This is a genomic window from Methylobacterium sp. CM6247 (assembly GCF_054817925.1).
In genome coordinates, this window is the sequence record NZ_JBTXKX010000001.1 from 28733 (window position 1) to 44509 (window position 15777).

Annotated in this window: 18 protein-coding genes; 9 read left to right on the plus strand and 9 right to left on the minus strand. The window is 65.6% G+C overall.

Features of this window, described 5'->3' with window-relative positions; genetic code table 11:
• Nucleotides 1-36 precede the first annotated feature (36 nt).
• From ACYQOP_RS00155 to ACYQOP_RS00170, 4 genes are all read right to left on the minus strand, one after another.
• Nucleotides 37-3336, minus strand: coding sequence for a hypothetical protein (locus tag ACYQOP_RS00155; RefSeq protein ID WP_461220613.1), 3300 nt, complete (start codon nucleotides 3334-3336; stop codon nucleotides 37-39).
• Nucleotides 3336-4817 carry a hypothetical protein gene (locus ACYQOP_RS00160; protein ID WP_461220614.1) on the minus strand — a complete coding sequence of 494 codons (1482 nt, stop codon included), beginning with the start codon at nucleotides 4815-4817 and terminating at the stop codon, nucleotides 3336-3338. The genes ACYQOP_RS00155 and ACYQOP_RS00160 overlap by 1 nt, the downstream gene beginning before the upstream one ends.
• 269 nt (nucleotides 4818-5086) lie before the next feature.
• Complete coding sequence (locus ACYQOP_RS00165) at nucleotides 5087-5368, minus strand: hypothetical protein (protein WP_461220615.1); 282 nt, start codon at nucleotides 5366-5368, stop codon at nucleotides 5087-5089.
• A 382-nt stretch (nucleotides 5369-5750) separates the two neighbouring features.
• Nucleotides 5751-6266 (minus strand): TraY domain-containing protein, encoded by a 516-nt coding sequence (locus ACYQOP_RS00170; RefSeq protein ID WP_461220616.1) that lies wholly within the window; start codon nucleotides 6264-6266, stop codon nucleotides 5751-5753.
• 198 nt (nucleotides 6267-6464) lie between these two features.
• Between ACYQOP_RS00170 and ACYQOP_RS00175 the strand changes: the two genes are divergently transcribed.
• The 7 genes from ACYQOP_RS00175 to ACYQOP_RS00205 all read left to right on the plus strand — a co-directional run bounded on the left by ACYQOP_RS00175 (nucleotide 6465) and on the right by ACYQOP_RS00205 (nucleotide 11913).
• Nucleotides 6465-6728: a hypothetical protein gene (locus ACYQOP_RS00175; protein ID WP_461220617.1), complete on the plus strand. Its 264-nt coding sequence runs from the start codon at nucleotides 6465-6467 to the stop codon at nucleotides 6726-6728.
• A 162-nt stretch (nucleotides 6729-6890) separates the two neighbouring features.
• Nucleotides 6891-7034, plus strand: coding sequence for a hypothetical protein (locus ACYQOP_RS00180; RefSeq protein ID WP_461220618.1), 144 nt, complete (start codon nucleotides 6891-6893; stop codon nucleotides 7032-7034).
• Entirely contained in the window at nucleotides 7031-7405 is a 375-nt protein-coding gene (locus ACYQOP_RS00185) for a hypothetical protein (protein ID WP_461220619.1), read from the plus strand. Before ACYQOP_RS00180 ends, ACYQOP_RS00185 begins: the two co-directional genes overlap by 4 nt.
• On the plus strand, nucleotides 7402-7656 hold the full coding sequence (locus ACYQOP_RS00190; protein ID WP_461220620.1) for a hypothetical protein: 255 nt from the start codon (nucleotides 7402-7404) through the stop codon (nucleotides 7654-7656). Before ACYQOP_RS00185 ends, ACYQOP_RS00190 begins: the two co-directional genes overlap by 4 nt.
• A complete protein-coding gene (locus ACYQOP_RS00195) occupies nucleotides 7653-8063 on the plus strand; it encodes a hypothetical protein (RefSeq protein WP_461220621.1) in 411 nt (136 codons plus the stop codon). The genes ACYQOP_RS00190 and ACYQOP_RS00195 overlap by 4 nt, the downstream gene beginning before the upstream one ends.
• Nucleotides 8060-11452 carry a hypothetical protein gene (locus ACYQOP_RS00200; RefSeq protein ID WP_461220622.1) on the plus strand — a complete coding sequence of 1131 codons (3393 nt, stop codon included), beginning with the start codon at nucleotides 8060-8062 and terminating at the stop codon, nucleotides 11450-11452. Before ACYQOP_RS00195 ends, ACYQOP_RS00200 begins: the two co-directional genes overlap by 4 nt.
• A 263-nt stretch (nucleotides 11453-11715) precedes the next feature.
• A complete protein-coding gene (locus ACYQOP_RS00205) occupies nucleotides 11716-11913 on the plus strand; it encodes a hypothetical protein (protein WP_461220623.1) in 198 nt (65 codons plus the stop codon).
• A 217-nt stretch (nucleotides 11914-12130) separates the two neighbouring features.
• On the opposite strand, the gene ACYQOP_RS00210 is transcribed toward ACYQOP_RS00205, so the two are convergent.
• Nucleotides 12131-12424 carry a hypothetical protein gene (locus tag ACYQOP_RS00210; protein ID WP_461220624.1) on the minus strand — a complete coding sequence of 98 codons (294 nt, stop codon included), beginning with the start codon at nucleotides 12422-12424 and terminating at the stop codon, nucleotides 12131-12133.
• A gap of 652 nt (nucleotides 12425-13076) precedes the next feature.
• On the opposite strand from ACYQOP_RS00210, the gene ACYQOP_RS00215 reads away from it, so the two are divergent.
• Nucleotides 13077-13409 (plus strand): hypothetical protein, encoded by a 333-nt coding sequence (locus ACYQOP_RS00215; protein WP_461220625.1) that lies wholly within the window; start codon nucleotides 13077-13079, stop codon nucleotides 13407-13409.
• A gap of 10 nt (nucleotides 13410-13419) precedes the next feature.
• Here ACYQOP_RS00215 and ACYQOP_RS00220 read toward each other — a convergent pair whose 3' ends face one another.
• A complete protein-coding gene (locus tag ACYQOP_RS00220) occupies nucleotides 13420-13638 on the minus strand; it encodes a hypothetical protein (RefSeq protein ID WP_461220626.1) in 219 nt (72 codons plus the stop codon).
• Nucleotides 13639-14267: 629 nt separating this feature from the next.
• On the opposite strand from ACYQOP_RS00220, the gene ACYQOP_RS00225 reads away from it, so the two are divergent.
• On the plus strand, nucleotides 14268-14411 hold the full coding sequence (locus tag ACYQOP_RS00225) for a hypothetical protein (RefSeq protein ID WP_461220627.1): 144 nt from the start codon (nucleotides 14268-14270) through the stop codon (nucleotides 14409-14411).
• A gap of 31 nt (nucleotides 14412-14442) precedes the next feature.
• Here ACYQOP_RS00225 and ACYQOP_RS00230 read toward each other — a convergent pair whose 3' ends face one another.
• From ACYQOP_RS00230 to ACYQOP_RS00240, 3 genes are all read right to left on the minus strand, one after another.
• Nucleotides 14443-14676, minus strand: coding sequence for a hypothetical protein (locus ACYQOP_RS00230; RefSeq protein WP_461220628.1), 234 nt, complete (start codon nucleotides 14674-14676; stop codon nucleotides 14443-14445).
• Nucleotides 14677-14826: 150 nt separating this feature from the next.
• A complete protein-coding gene (locus tag ACYQOP_RS00235) occupies nucleotides 14827-15147 on the minus strand; it encodes an HGGxSTG domain-containing protein (RefSeq protein ID WP_461220629.1) in 321 nt (106 codons plus the stop codon).
• An 8-nt stretch (nucleotides 15148-15155) separates the two neighbouring features.
• On the minus strand, nucleotides 15156-15777 hold a 622-nt coding region (locus ACYQOP_RS00240; protein WP_461220630.1), incomplete at its 5' end, for a hypothetical protein.

Here is a 15777-nt window from a genome sequence, read left to right on the forward strand (position 1 = left end):
GCGTTGTTCACGGGCGTGGCGTCGCTCATCATGAGCCTATCGGCCCGAGCGGTTCGGAAGGTTGCCGGACGACCCGCCAGCGGCGCTCAGACCGAACAGGCGGGCCAAGAGCATCTGCGCGGAGGGCTGGCCGGCTCCATCTCGAAGCAGCGCCATGAGATCCGCAGTCGGGACTGATTGATCCGTCAGCATCCGGGCTACGTCGTCCCCGCCACGGCCCATCCGGTAGCGCATCATCCCATCGGAAACGCCGCGCTTAAGCCCGAGGTAGGCGCCACCGGCCGCGCCGCTTCCGCCGCCGACCATCGCACCCATCGCCCCGCCCTTCGTAGCCTCCGCAATCGCCGAGGAGACCGGGCCACTGCCATTCGCCAGGATGTCGCGAATGTCCGAATTGAACACTGTGTCGGAGCCCTTCTGCGGCTTGTAGCCGGTGGCTTCCAAGGCGGTCAGGAACCGATCGGTAGAGGTGCGCTTGTCCGCACCGTTGGGAAGCGCGCTGAGGGCTGCGTCGAGGTTCTTGCGCTGTTGCCCGCTCCCCCGTGCCGCCGCGGCGAACCCAGCCCCGCCGTACTGCGCCGGCCCGCCCTTCAGATCCCGCGTCGCCGAGTCGAACAGGTTCGCAAAGAACTGGCGCGTGATGTCGTTGGCCGCCCTCGGATTGTTCTGGGCCACAGCCCCCATTGCCCCGCCAATCTCGCCCTGAGAGCCAGACAGTGGGTTGCGCGGGAACAGGACCTCGGTCGCCCTCCGCGTGTCGGTGTTGGCCGCGAGCTCACCCAGCGGGGTCGCCTCTAGCCGGTTCATGCCGTTGCGAGCCTGCGCGATGGTCTGAAGCCGCTGCGCCACCTCCGGCACCATTTGGAGCACGTCGGCATTGTCCCGCATCGTCGTCATCAGCTTGCCAGCGTTGATCCCGCCTCGCCCGTCGTCGGCCGCATCAAGGATGCGCGTTGCCAGGAACCGCCCCTGAGCCTCGCGCGCCGCCGGAACGCCGCTCGCCAGTAGCTCCCGCATCGCAGACGGCCCCTGTAATGCGCCGGGCACTTGCTCCGCTGGCATCGCCATGCGGCCCGACAGGTCGTCACGCTGGACCACGCGGGCAAGCGGCGCGTTGGCCGCCGTGAACGGCTCTAGGGGCCGCGAGTTGGCCGCGAAGTTCGCATCGGCCGTGGCAACCTCGGGGACCGTCTTCAACTGCGCATCGAGCGTCCGACGGGTCTCTTGCAGGCGCGTCGCCTTCGTCCGATCGCCGGCCTTGAAAGCGTCCTCGATCTGGAAGTCCAGCCGCTCGCGAGCCTGAAGGAGGCCGGGGACTGACATATCCAATTCGGCGCCGCCGGGCTCGTAGAGGTCGCGTTCCGTCCGGCCGAGAGCCGACCGCACGTCGCCCTTGGCGTAGCGGGACTGTTCCGTAATGGCGTCGAGAGCCGGTTGCGGGTTCACTTGGCCGAACCGCACGTCAGGGATCGTCTCGGTGACGGTGGTCGATTTTACGTAGGGGTCGAGAGGCCCCTTCATGGCACCGACAACCCGCTCGTAGGCATGGAGCGGGTCGGAGTGCTCGCCGCGGACCAGGGCGCCCACGACGCGGCTCTGAATGTCGGGATGCACGCTGGCAGGGTCGACCCCGGCCCGCGTCAGATCCTCGTGGAGCCGGCTCTGAGCGAGTGAGAGGTCGTTGACGTATTCGTCCGCTGTCTGGCTGTTTACCGATCGCCCTTTCTTCCGGCCGGAGCTATCGAGCGGGTACGACGGCATGCCGCGCTGCTCGTTCTGGAGCTTGCGCAGCAGCTCCGAGGAGATGTCACGCGCCATGCCGCCATCGGCATCAGGCCGAAAATACCCCTCCTCGATCAGGCGTTCCCGCCAGAAGCTGTCCAGGCTCTTGCCGTCCGGCCGAGCAACCTTGCCGACGCCGGGGATGACGAACTTGTGCAGATCCGCGGCCCTCGCGTCGCCGTCGAGGCTCAGACCACCATGCTCAGCGATGAAGCGGGCGAGGCTCTTGGGCGGGGCCTCCTTTCCCTCCGCAGCGGCAGCCCGGTACGGCTCCAACGGACGAGGCGCATCGGCCTCGAACTGCGGACGGGAATAGGCCGGCTGGGTGACGATGGGCTCCCCAGGCCGCTCGACCTCAATCTGGCGCTCGATCCCGGCATTCTCCGGCGCATTCTTAGCCATTCGGTAATCGCGGTTCGCCTGCCCCGACCGAACGGCCTCGCGGAGGTCCGCCTGAGCCCGTAGAGCCGGCTGGATCTCCTGACCCGCCTGATAGGCCGTCATCCGCGGTCCAGCCGCCTGACGGGCCTGTGTGAGCGCCATGCCTTCCGGGGTCTGGTAGAGGCCGGCGCGAGCAGCGTCCTGCACATCGAACCCGATCGCCGAGGGCGAGGGACTGACGGGGCCGAACATATCGAAGGTGCCGCTGGCGGTTCTCGCGATCTGCCCCGGCCGGGCCGCGTAGAGTTCCGCCATCCGCTCGGCACCGGGGCCGCCGGAGTGGGTGACCACACGCGAGACCTGAGACAGGCGGTTCGTCCGCCCGTCCGTGACCTTCGCCAGTGCCTCATCCAGAGAAATCGGGAAGCCGCCGTTCGGCAGCTCGCGAGCCTGCGCACGGAGACCCTGCGCCGCCGTCAGTTCCTCCGGCGTCACGCCAAGGAGACCCTGGCGCAAGGCGACCTGTCCGCCGCGAGGAGCCTGCGCTACCGCCGCACCGATGCCGCCCGTGAGAGCACCGCCGAACCGCGCCGCCCCCTCGTACTCTGGCGCCATCTGGCGAGCCGCCTGACCGGCTCCCTCGCTGAATAGCGCCGGGCCGACAACCTGCCCGATCCGCTGCGCCGCCGACCCACCGCCGAACAGGGCGTTAGGGGCGAATTCAGCGAGCGTGTTCACCGCCTCGCCCGCGATGGTCTGGGGCTTGTAGAGAGGCCCTGTGACCGCCTCGACCGGCTTCAGCACTTGGTCCTGAGACAGGAAGCCACCGGAAATTCGGCGCTGGCCTTCGCGAGGCCGGGGCATCAGGCCGGCAAGACCCATGGCCTTATCAACCGTCCAATCAACTCCCTGCTCTGCAAGGCCAAGGGCTGCATTCGGGAACCCAACCACACCGGCCACGCCTCGCGCGAGACCGGAGGGGACCGTCTTCGCGATGTCCATGGCCGTCGAAGCCGCCGCGCTGGGCTGGGGAGCCATCACTACCCGACCATGCATCTTGCGCAGCTCGTCGTCCGAAATCCCCGAGAGGTCCAGGGTTGGCGGAGGAGCGGAGGCCGGCGCCTGGCTGTAGAGCCGCGTCAGCTCGTTATCGGAGAGCTTGGACAGATCCATTAGCGGAGCCCCCTGCGGCGCATTTCAGCTTCGATTGCGGAGCGATCCGGCGCAGCGGCGGGCGAGGGCGACGCGCCGCCTCCCGTGTTCCCGAAGTTACGGGGCGCGGGGACCGCAGGCAGCGCAATCACGTTGTCGGGGTTTACACCGTACCGACCAGCAATGCCGCGGTATTGGTTGCTCAAACCCTCGGCGTTACCGCGAGCTGTGTTGTAAAGTTCCTGAGACTGGCGGACGAGATCCTCTCTCTGCGCCATGGTCAGGAATTCACCCTTCAACGCCTTGTTGTACATGTTGGCGATCTGGTCAGGGATGCCGGTGGCGTTCTTGGCCGTCGCATACTCGCCTTCGCGGACGACCGACGTGGGGTCGAGCATTTTCATGAAGCCAAAGACGAGGCTCATGTCGGAGGCCGGCGTTACCTTGCCGGGATCGGTCTCGCGCAGCTTGGTCGCCGCCAGCACTCGGCCATAGCCGTCGTGTACGTCTTGGAACGATCCAAGGTTTTTGTTGAAGTCCGACCGTAGGGTCTTCTCCATATCGAAGCCCTCGGCCTTGGACGGGTCCGCCTTCGCGATGACACGCCCATCCGCGCTTCGACGTTCCTGGCCTGGACCCAGGGTGAAATCGGCGTCTGGCGTGGCAGAGTTCGTGCCCCTGGTCTGTGCGGCCGCTTTTTCCTCGATTTGCTGCGGCGTCAGCTCGCCCGCCATCTTCTGCTGGCGAAGCGTGTTCGGGTCCTGCGGGCCGCCAACGGCTGGCGCATAGGAACCATCAGCCTGTTTCACCCAGCCGAATGGCACTTCCTGTGGCGCTGGGACTGCCGTCTTGAGCAGGTTGTTCAGCGCCTCGGAATGGCCGGCTCCCGAAGCCGAGATGGCAAGATCCACTTTTTCAGGAGCATGGCCGGCTCGGATGAGGCTGGCGCGGGTGCTGTTGTTAGCTTCCGTCTCACGCCGGACCTTGCCGGTCTTCATCTCCAATTCGGCACGGGCCAGGTCAGACACAGCCCGTTGTGCGCTCGCCTTCTGGGCATTCTGGAAGCCAGCCGCGAGACCAGGGCCGAAGCCCTTGGTCGTCATGAGCCCTGTGCCAATACCGATGAGCTGGTCGCTGACGCCGCTCTCGCCGAGCTTCTGGAAGAAGCCACCCAGACTGAAACCAGGGGCATCAGGGGCCGCCGGTTGCGCGGTCGGCGCAGGCATCGTGCCGGCGGTGGGAACGGCATCTGCGGTCGGCATGTCGGCCTGAGCCGTGACGCCGGGCACCAGCCCGAAGTTTGGACGGACAGGCGGCATCGGCACCCGCGAATTCGGCATCGGCGCGTCTTCCGCGAGGAATTGGGGCGATGCGGACGAAGCCGGGACAGGCTGCGCCGGAGCACCGAACGACAGGGGGCGAGGAGCCCGAACCGGAGACGCCTGCGGGACCATCCCCGTCTGCATCTCGGCCGCACGGGTAGCCGCCTCGTTCTCGGCCACGAGAGGGTCGTACCCGAGCCCAGGCGGACGGGTCGGCGGCATCGGGGCCGCGCCCATCGCCTGCGGAGGCAGAGCGTCCGGCATCGAGGGAGCGCCGAAGGGAGATGCGCCAAATCCGAAAGGAATCGACGGCGCCAGGGGCTGGCCCTGATCGGGGGCCGTCATCGGAGGAGCACCAGGGGCACCGGCCTGCTGGGCGAGCAACCGTTTGATGTCGTCGGCCGAGAAGCCTTGAGACGCGCCAGCGCCACCGCCGAAGCCAAATGCCATTACGAGATCCCTTCACATTCGAGCATGAGCCTGCGGCACCGCATCCACGCCTCGGCGCGGCCATGCAGTCGGGCCTGGACAAAGGCGAGCATGTCGCACTCGTCCTGTGGCCCGTTCGCCTTCAGCAGGAAGATGCGGGCGTCGCCGATGCTCTGAGCGGCCTGGACGTTCTCGGCGGCGTAGGCGGCATATTCGGCGGCCATCGCCATTCGCTGATCGGACGGGGCAGAGGCCGCGACGCTCTGATCGGTGTCGGGGGCGGTTTCTTGCGGCTGATTCATCGGCGCGACCTACCTGTGCGCCGAGGCGGGGCGGGCCCCCGAGGATGATGCGCGGCCCGAGGAGGCAGCGGTGATAGCCGCCAAGCTCCTACGGACCCAATCGCTTGCCGTAGAGCCTTCGCGCGCAGCGGCGTCAGCGATGGCGGCCCGCAACTCGGTGTCGATCCGAGCCGTGAAGGTGATGGGGTAGGCGACCGGGCGAAGGGCGGCCGAGGAAGCCATAGTTGAAAACTCTCCGTTGCTGTCCTCGACAGTAACAGAAAGATAAGATCGTGTAATACGTGAGAAGGTTAACTCTAGTTTGAGCTAGATAACTGAGTGCCGGTGCGGATACTGAGGCGCAAAATAATTTAGCGGGTAACAGAAATACCTCCGCCCGAGGCTAGGCCCCGTCCCCGCGACGAACTTCCGACATGCTGGATACCCATTCTAGAAATTCTGGGCTCCGAGGATTGGCGAGCATCCTCCCCATGAACTGTCCGGTTGATTGCACCTTGGATAGCCACGCCTCATCAATTTCGCTTTCCCTCGCCGTCTCAGGGATCTCCTTGCGGTTGAACGTCTCCACGATGGCGGACTGTGCCGCAGCCACGACGCCATATCGAGTATAGGTATCAGTCTGCCATTTCTTTTCGGTATATGCGCAGACAGCACCGATCGCCGCAGTAATGGTCCTAATCAGCGTTGCGGTGTCTTCGTCACCTTCTATTGCTTGAGCGACAAGATTTCGCCTAATGTCAGCTTCGTGATGCTCAGATACAAAGCTTTGCTCTAATCGGAACTCGACCTCTTGAGCAATTGAGCGTCCCGACAGCTTTGCTGCTTCCTTTAAAGCATTGTGCGTCTCAAACGTCAGGCGCGAACTAAGCGGATACCGCTTGCCAGGACCGTCGGGCATCGGGCGGGGCATCAAGTCGTCTCCGGCAACCGAGTTGCGCTGAGGCAACCCACTGGACGGGTACACCGCGCCCCGGTTTAACGTCAACGCCTAAAGTACCCGTGAGGTACAAAAAGCACTTGCGTCACCCTAGAGCATGTGCGTATCCATAGTGTACAGGTGAGGTACAAGCTCCTTTCCGGCGAAAGGAGACCCGCTATGGACGCGATCACCACGCATAAAGCTGGAGCTGCCGCTTCAGATCAGCATACCGCCTCGGCGATCGTATTCGAGCGCATCCGCAAGGGGCTGAACGTCAAGGTCAAGGATTTGGCGCCTGTCGTCGGCATCACGGATGCCGGTCTCTTTCGCGCGGTTCGAGAAGGCCGCGTTCCGGCAGTGACTATCGGTCGGGCCGTTTTCATCACCGCGAAGGTCGCTGGACCGCTGGTCGGCATCGAACCGGAGTCTACCGCCGCCTGATCCGCCGCTGGCGGGATCTGGCCCCGCCGGCATCCGTACCCAGCCCTGACGCGCAAAAAAACGGCCCCGGCACGAGGGTCACTCGCGCGGGGCCGAAAAGGTAAAATTGCTGTGGCAGCTAATAACCGATCCCCCGCCCGGCGGCAATTGCCCGCCGTCCCGATGGCGTCCTTTGACGGACCGTCACCCGCTGAACTTCGTGCCCATCGCGTCCTGAACCGCGTCAGCGTCTCCCGCGAGGTCGCCGAGCAGATCGCAGTCCTCGCCTACGGCTCCGTTCCCGAGAAGTGGGAGCGCCGCGCATGAGCACCGCGACCATCCCCACCCCCGACGATGTGGCCCTGGCCCTTCGCGCCGAACTCAACGCATCCGGCATCCCGTACACGAGCCGGGAGGCCCACGCCGCCCTGCATGAGGTGTCGCCCGGCATCGCCGCACGGCAGGCGGAGGCCGTTTTCCTCTCGCTGTCGCATCAGAACGGCCCAGGGCAGACCGCCTTCAATGCCGTCATGGACGCAACGTTGGAGACCTTCGCCGCAGTCATCCGCCGGTGCTTCGAGGCGTTCGGCCCGGCCGATCACGTCGCGGTTGAGAAGACGATCCAGCGGGGCAAGAGCGCCCTGGTAGCTCGCCTTCGAGCACTCGCCGACGCCACGGGCGGGGAGGGCCGCGCATGATGGCCGCTGCGCAGACCGTGCGCCCTCCCCAGCCGTTCACCGCCCCCGATGACCGTGGTGCGGTCTTCGACGCGATCGGGACCGCCATGGCCTCCGCCGAGGTCTACGCGGCCACCGCCGCCAACTTCGCCACCCTGCGCGACGCGCGGGGGTTGGCTTACGCGATCCGTAGTGCCGCCGCCTGTCTCTCGACCGCAGCCGAATTGCTGGACGAGGTGAAGCCGGCCCCTCGCAATGGAGGCCGAGCATGAAGACCCGCCGCCCCCGCACCATGAAGCGCATGACGGCCGAGGCCGACGCGATGCGCGAGTCCGACCGGCTGTTCTTCGAGCGGTTCCCGCATCGGCAGCACCGCGTCCGGCGGCTCAGCAAGGCCGAACTCGCTCAGTTCGAGGAAGCCACCGGCACGACGCTCCTCGTTCCCAGCCAAGCCGATGCCCTGTTCGTCATCATCAAGAACCTAGCGCCCGGCGTCCGGCTCCGCATCCACACGCTGGGTCCGGCCGACGAGACCGGCGACGACGCACCCGAGGCGATGGTCGCCGCCCTTTGGAACCGGAAGGCCGCCAGCAACCCCTTCCTGCTCAAGCAAGAGGCCCACATTCAGAAGGCCATGCGGTTGCCGGGCGGTCCCCTTCACGAGGGGGGCAATGCTTGAACGCCAGATCCCCGCTCGCCTCCGATCCGGTCATCGTCCGCTCGTTCTGCGAGACGGTCCACAACGCCGCCGCCATGGCGCTCGAAGGAGCGAACCGGCCCGGCATGTTGCAGCTCGTCCGCATCCACCCGGCGGATGAGAAGGCAATCCCGAGCCAGTTCAAGATCGGTGAAATCGACTTGATGGCCCGGCACGCCGTCATGCACGCCGACGCCGGGTACAACGTCTATATCGAGACCAGAACCGTCGATGAGACCCCGAGAGGGGAGCGCGGAGGGGCGAGCGCCACGCGAGGCGTGTTCGCCTTCGTGGTCGACGCCGACAACGACAAGGGCAAGGGCGGGCACACGGGCGTGCAGCCCTCGCTCGCGGTCGAGACCAGCCCAGGCAACGCCCACCACTGGCTGTTCCTCAGCCGGGCATTGACGGCCGACCAAGCCAAGCCCCTCGGCGAAGCCATCCGCCATAAGACCGGCGCCGACTCCGCTACCGGTGTCGTGACCCAGCCCTATCGCGTCGCTGGAACCCCGAACTACCCCGGCAAGCTCAAGCTCGCTCGCGGTCGTGTCGCCACTCAGACACGAATCCTCGAACACCATGGCAAGGCATGGTCCGCCGATGAGTTGCAGGCAGCGTTCCCGCCACGGCCGAAGGCGGAGACGGCGCGCGGACCCCGGCCCTCCGGGGCCAGCGGGCGCACCAGCAGCCGCGTTGAGGATCTGGTTTCCGATACCGGCGCCGACCGATCCGAGCGGTTTCACGCCGCCGTGGATACCGCCTTCAAGGACGGGCTCACCCCCGACGACCTCGAAGCCCTCATGCGCCAGCACCCCGAGGGATGCGGTGGCAAGTATCTCGAACCCTACGACCGTCTCGCCCGCGAGATCGAACGCTCGTGGGACAAGGTGGAGGCGAAGGCGGAGGAAGTCCGACAGGCCGCCAGCAAACCGGCCTACGAGGACGGATCGAACCCGGTCGAGACCGCACGGCACGCCGTAGCCGAAGGCGTGCAACGCTTCATCGAGGCGGCCACCGCCTACAGGCTCGCGGCCGACGACGAGGCCGAGCCTCCGGTTCACGCCCTCCCCGTCTCTACCGGCGTCGGTAAGACCCGCGTCACCGCCCGCACCATTGCCGAACACATCGTCAGCCGCCGGGACACGGGCAGGCCCGCCAAGCCCATCCTGTACGCCGTCCCGACCCACCGTCTCGGCAACGAAATCGAGGCGCAGTTTGCCGAGCATAGCGTTATGGCTCGGGTCTTCCGCGGGCGCAGCGCCGACGATCCGGCCCGGCCGGGCGAATTCATGTGCGACGACCTGGAGGCCGTGAAGATCGCCCTGAGCATGGGCGCCCCGGTTGGAAAGAGCTGCTGCAAGACGAAGCTGGAGAACGGCACCGAGGCGCGTTGCCAGTTCTTCGGCCAGTGCTCCTATCAGGCCCAGATGACGGCCGGACCCGAGGTGTGGATCGTCGCGCACCAGATGCTGTTCCAGGCAACCATAGCCCTCGGCAAGGTCGAGATGGTCGTCATCGACGAGGGGTTCTGGCAGACCGGCATCCGCATTCCGAAGCGCGGTCTCACGCTGGATGAAATCGGGGCCGTCGTCGCCACGAGCAGTTCCGCCCGCGACTACCTCGCCAACGATGTCGAGGTGTACCGCGCCCAATTCGCCCGCGCCCTGAAGCGCCAGGGCCAGCCCGGCGGGGTGCGCCGCGCCGACCTCATCGCCGAAGGGATGACCGTCGAGCGATGCACGGACGCCATCTCGGCCGAATGGCAGCTTAAGGACAAGGTTGCGATCTGGCCGGGGATGCCGAAGGCCGATCGCAGGATTGCCGCCAGAGCCGCCGACAAGGCCCGCCACTCCCAAGCCTTCATCACGCTCTGGAATGCCGCTCGCGGGCTCCTCTACGACGAGGAGGTCGAGGTCTCCGGCCGGCTCTACATCGACACCCGCGACGACGATGACGGCCGGGTGCTCGTTGCCAAGGCCCGCAGCCTCAAGAGCGTCCCGAAGCAGTGGCGCAAGCCGACGCTGATCCTCGACGCCACCCTCCCCAGCCTGGAAATCCTACAGGCGTTCTACCCGGAGGTAGAGCCCGCCCCCGCGATCGAGGCCGCGATGCCTCACGTCCGCGTGCGCCAGGTGATCGACTCCCCGACCTCCGGCCGGAAGCTGAAACCCGACGAGGATGGTGGCGCCGGCCGGAACCTGCGGGCGATCCGCCGCGAGATCCTGCGGCGGTTCCTCGCCCTCGGCCGCGCCCCGGTCCTCGTCATCGCGCAGAAGGTCATCTCGGAATGGCTGCGGGCGAGCGGCCTGCCCGCCGGCATCAGCACCGAGCATTTCAACAACGTCGCCGGCCTGGACCAATACCGCGCCGTTCGCGGCCTGATCGTCGTCGGCCGCACCCTGCCCTCGCCCCTCGCCGTCGAGGCATTGGCCGGCGCCATCACCGGCAAGGACATCGAGAAGGCGGACCCCTGGTATCCGAAGCCGGTCAAGGGACTGCGCACCCGCGACGCCTCCCCGGTCGGCATGGAATGCGAGACGCACCCAGATCCGGTCGCCGATGCGTGCCGCTGGCAGATTTGCGAGGGCGAGCTGATGCAGGCCCTCGGCCGTGCCCGTGGCGTCAACCGCACCGCCGCCGATCCCCTCGACATCGACATCATCGCCAACGTCGTCCTGCCGATGACGGTGGACGTGGCCGAACCCTGGAACCCGCCCGGCGAGGAGATCGAGATGCAGATTGAAGGCGTCGTCCTCGACAGCGCCGCCGACATGGCCGCGGCTTGGCCGGAGGTCTGGGCGACGGCGCGCTCCGCAGAGTCATGGCTTCACCGCGAGCGCGAACGGACCGGACAAGCTCACACCCACGCAGAACCCTATAAGGACTATCTCTATAAAGGGATCTGCGTAGGTGTGAGGCGCTTCCGCTACCAGCGGCCAGGCGCCCGCCAGAAATGGCGCACCGGGGCTTATGACCCCGCCGTCGTCCCTGATCCGAGGGGGTGGTTGGAAAGCAGGCTCGGCCCATTGGCCGGATTCCATATCGTTGAGACTGCCGCGCAGCCGGCCGGTCCCGCTCGCGCCGCCGACTACGCCCCGGCCCTCATCGCGCGCTTCCGCCTCGTCGCCGAGGCGCCGGCCGCCGACTTCCGCCCCGAGCCGGTCAAGGCCGAGGTGGTGCGCTGGGATCTCAAGATGCCGGGCCCCGGCAGCGTCTACGCCCGCCTCGTTGGCGCCCTGCCGCCGGTTGAGCCTGAGATTGCCGTAGAGCGCGGCAAACCGGCCAGCACACGGGTTTTGTCTCAGGTTGAGGCGAAACTTCTCCGGCCCGTACCGCCCGCCCCGGTCCCCGTTTTCGGGGCGCGGCCATGATCCCGGCAGGCGACGCATGGGGACCGTTCGCCCCCGACCTCGATCCGGCCAAGCGCCATAGCGCCATAGCGCCGGGGGCGAGGGGAAAGTTCTAGGTCAATCGCAGAGCTTGGCGAGTTTCCAGTACGCACGGTTGAGCTGGAATGCTTGGTGGCATGTCATACACACGCAACGGTGCGGCGAAACCATCCCGATCGGCGATGATTGACTGTTACCATGGGTGGAAGGGCCGCCCGTCAGCGCACCTGCACCGTCAGCCTGTCATGATCTACACCCACAACCGTTTCCTTATCTGGGCGCCCCGTCCTGTGAAGCGCCACTCGACCCCGTTCAGGATCGGCGTCGACTATGCGATCGCAGATGCCTTCCCCCTCCTTAAGGACGACTTCCCCGAGCGGATCGCGTGGGCAATCGAAGCTCTTGAGGCATCCGAGACCAAGGCGGGCGGGCTCACCAGTTAGCTCGGTGGGAAATGCTCGATCAAACGCACGCCGTCCCACAGTGGTAGCTCGGACGAATGTCCCTACCCACGGGGGTCAGACGATGGCGATATGTGGTCTGAAGGGTCCCGCCTCGCCAGCAACCTCGTTGGGGGCTCCCTGAGCGAACCGTTAGACCGCGCCGTGTTCTACTCTGGCCGCAGCGAGTAGGCCCTGGAATTTGAGCGCAACGGAAACCCTATTCATGGGTCGCGTCCACTTTTGCGCGCGCTATAACGGCCCGCAGAGCCGTACTGCCCTCGGTCAGAAACCATGCTCGCAAAGTGTCGGTTATCTCTGCTGTGTCGCCGGACCGCTCACGGAAGAGTTCAACGTAGCGGGTAAGTTCTCGCTGCAGGAATGTGTCGAGATAGCCAGAGCCTTTAGTCCGCGCGAGGTCCACGAGAGCGTCATTCAGAACGCGACGCATCATTTCGCCAACCATGGCTGAGACATAGACCGCCTCAGCGCTGCCTTGTTGGGGTTCCGTCAACCAAGCCTCCGATCTGTCTCATAGCCATGCAGAGACGCTGCCCGCGTCCTAGACCGGGCGTGATGCCCCATGCAAACCTACCGGCGACAAAGGATATGAAGGCGGTCTCGCAAGGGTCCGGCTCTGGCTCAACAGCTCCGGTTAAATCGTCTCTGCCCAGTGTCGTCCACGAGAGGCAAGGCAAAGGATAGCCCGCGCCAACCGGCCCAAGGAGGATGCTCTACTGGAACCGAATGGAACGGGGGCAGCCATCGCTCGCGGACTCTCGGCGATGTTCTTCACAGCGTAGAGCCCGCTGCTCGACGAGACGGCCGAAAAACCGCTCACGTTCTAGATGAACCTCGGCGTCGATCTTCGCCTGGTCAGGCCATGTCGAGGCCGAATAAATGGCAAGAGGTGTTATCGCGAGAAGGGTTATCACAAGGATTGGGCGCAACATCTCGGCTCTCGCTTCAGTGGCCGCTTGTGCATTTGAATTCAACATTCCGCGATGTCTGGCGTTCCGAATGCAAAATAAGTCGCTAAAATTATTGCTTATTGATGGTTACCAAATCATTTCCGTCCGAAGACGCAAGCTGCAGGAACTTGCAAGCGCGTGCGCTAATCTCCGCCGAGGCCACCCTCTCTTTGTCTTGGATGCGAGCCCGAAGCCATGATCCGCCCCCGGACGACTGGACACCTTGCTGAATCCATCAAGCAGCCAGAAGCAGCCGCGAAGTCCTCGTCGCAGGAGAGTACCGACCTGATCGGCCAGGCGCTTCTAGCCCTCGTCATCGTAGTCGAGAGCCAACCCCTCGTTGGACCAGCCGTGAAGGCCTACCAAAGTGCCATCAGGCGCAACGGCGAGGAGGCCTCAGCCAACGGCGGTCATGAGGCAATGGAGGTCGCTCTGCGCTTCGTCATGAATGCCGCTCCTGACCGAGCTGAGCGGCGTGAGAGCATCATCGACAAGGCATGGGCTGGCCTGCCGGGGTGGCGCTCGTGATCGATGGTGCTCAGATCTCGGTCGGGCGTCGGACGACCGCTGTCTCGTCCGTACCCTTCTGTGCCAGCGCAACATCGCGAGCCTCATCGGTGCCGGTCACAGGCTCGGTCGTCAGCTTCTTCCCCGCAGTTGGCGCCGCTTTGGATGCCTGCTCAGCGCGAGCACGTCGGTTGCCATCGTACTCGGTGTTTCCAAGGTCTTCCGTGTGGACCACCAGTTTGTCGGGCATGAGTTGCTCTCCGTGTGCGAGGGCAACGTATCTTGCTTCCGGAAGGCCGGGAACAGGTTGGCAGCACAAGGCTGCGATCCCCCGCACACGAAAACGGCGAGGCTTTCGCCCCGCCGGTGGTCGTCTTATGGATGTGAAGGCTTAGCAACCACCGTCCGAGGTCTGACATCGGTGGCGAGCGTGGTGGGGCTTAGCAGCCGAAGTTATAGGGCTGTGCAACCCTGATTGTTCAGAAACGTAGCTTCGGTTTCACCAACCTTTCGGGCCTCGTCTTCAGTTTTGTAGGAGTCTGGTGCATGAATCTTGTGTGCGAGATCGGACGAGAGAAGCAGCCACCTGTAGCGCTCTTCGTTTAGCGAACAGCGACGAGTTATAGCGCTGTAGATCGGCTTGATTGAGTTCGGCATTCTACCGCCATGCCATGCAGGCACGGCGAGACCAAGGCCGGCGCAACGCCGTCGGGCTGCAAATCAGCTTATTACCGAGGGCGATAATCGCCGCCGTCACCATCGAGTCTCGCAACGATCACCGCGAGGTCCGCCAGCAGGCCGCATCCGCTGCCCTTCATGGGCTGGCCGAAGGATTGAAGCAGCTAGTCCCGCAGAAGCCTGCCACCGGAGCGTGAAGCCATGACCGAACGACCGAAGCCGCCCTGCGCCGTCATCACCAGCCCCCAGAGCGCCGAGGCTGCGAAGAAGCGCTTGGTCGAGGCCATCGAGGAGCTACGTCGCCGGCAGGGCTATCCGCCGGCCCCGCCCCGTTGGGTGCAGTAGCCTTGCTATCGCCCACCAGAGACGCCCCAATTCAGGCGGCTATGCGCTGAGGCATATGAGGCTCTGAACTGATCCTGCTCTCCAGGATAACAATCCCCGCTTCCACTACGCGCTGTTTCGCACTTTCGCTGAAATCCCCGAACATGTCGTCAACTGCGTCGTACCAGTTATCGAGCGTAGGGGTGTCGCTCTGGCTTAGAAGGAAAAGCGCGATATCAATGACTCGTTCGTGCGTGGAGCGGTTGTTTAAAACGGATGCTGACATTCTACGCTATTCCCCGAGCGAGCCGGCCGATGCTCATGCCGTGAGAGCTTGACGCCTCCAAGCATGGTTAATTTATGATTTCAGGCGACAGGCCAGCGATCACCCCGCGAGATCCAACGGCATCCCTCGTTCGTACCCTCTGCCGCTCGCCTACCGCCCCGCGTTCCGCAGCATCTGTTCACTGATCCGCATCGTCTCGCGCAGATCCCGTCCGGCCTGCGCGATGGCTCGCTTCATGGCGATGTACTGAGCCGAGCGCCGCCCGTGCTTCCAGTTCGAGCGCGCCGCCCTCTCTCGGCCCTCAGGCGTCCTCGGCCCGGTGCTGGCGCCACCATGGACCCGGCACCGCCCGTTCTTCATCGCCATGCCGTTGCAGACGCCACCGCGTTTCGTCTTCGCCCCGCAGCGCCTCGTCTGCCACGCGGCATCGAGCGCGACCCGCCATTGGGGTCCGTGGGGTGCGTCGCACATAACCGACCCTACCCCCCTACCCGTCTATTCGCTCTCGGCCCCCGCCCCCTGCCCCCAAGCTCGGGAGCGACGACAGTCTGAGCGCCGGCCGCATAGTTGTGCTGGTGCTGCACCTGAACGATCTGCTTCCCGCCCGACCGGACCCGCTGCAAGGTCATCATCCCGGCCTGGAATGAGCCCGTCAGCCGCGAGTAAGCGCCGGCCAGCCTGGATGCCTCGACGCACGCCATCTGCCGCTCTGGCCCTTGCGTGCGCCCAGCGTGGTCTAGCTGCGCCTGCATCACCGAGGCCGCCTTCATCGCGCAGGCGTGGGCCGTCGCCATCTGGTGCGCGAGCATCCGTTCCAGCCCGTCGCTCGCCTGCATCGCGTCGGCGGTGTCGAGGGCCAGTTCCAACGCCCCGGCCCGGTGTACGAGGTCGAGCCTGTCCCGGCTGGCATCGGCCGCGACTGCATCCGGGTTCGCCAGCGTGTCGATGATCGCCGGCAGGGTGTCCGACGCGAAGTCATCGCCCGGCACCAGCTCGCCGCCTGCGCCGATCCGCAGGTTCTCGGCCGGTAGCTTCTCCCGCGCCCTGCCCTCGATCCGATCCGTGAGGGCCGAGCCTTTGGTGCCGCCGTTCTCGGCCTTG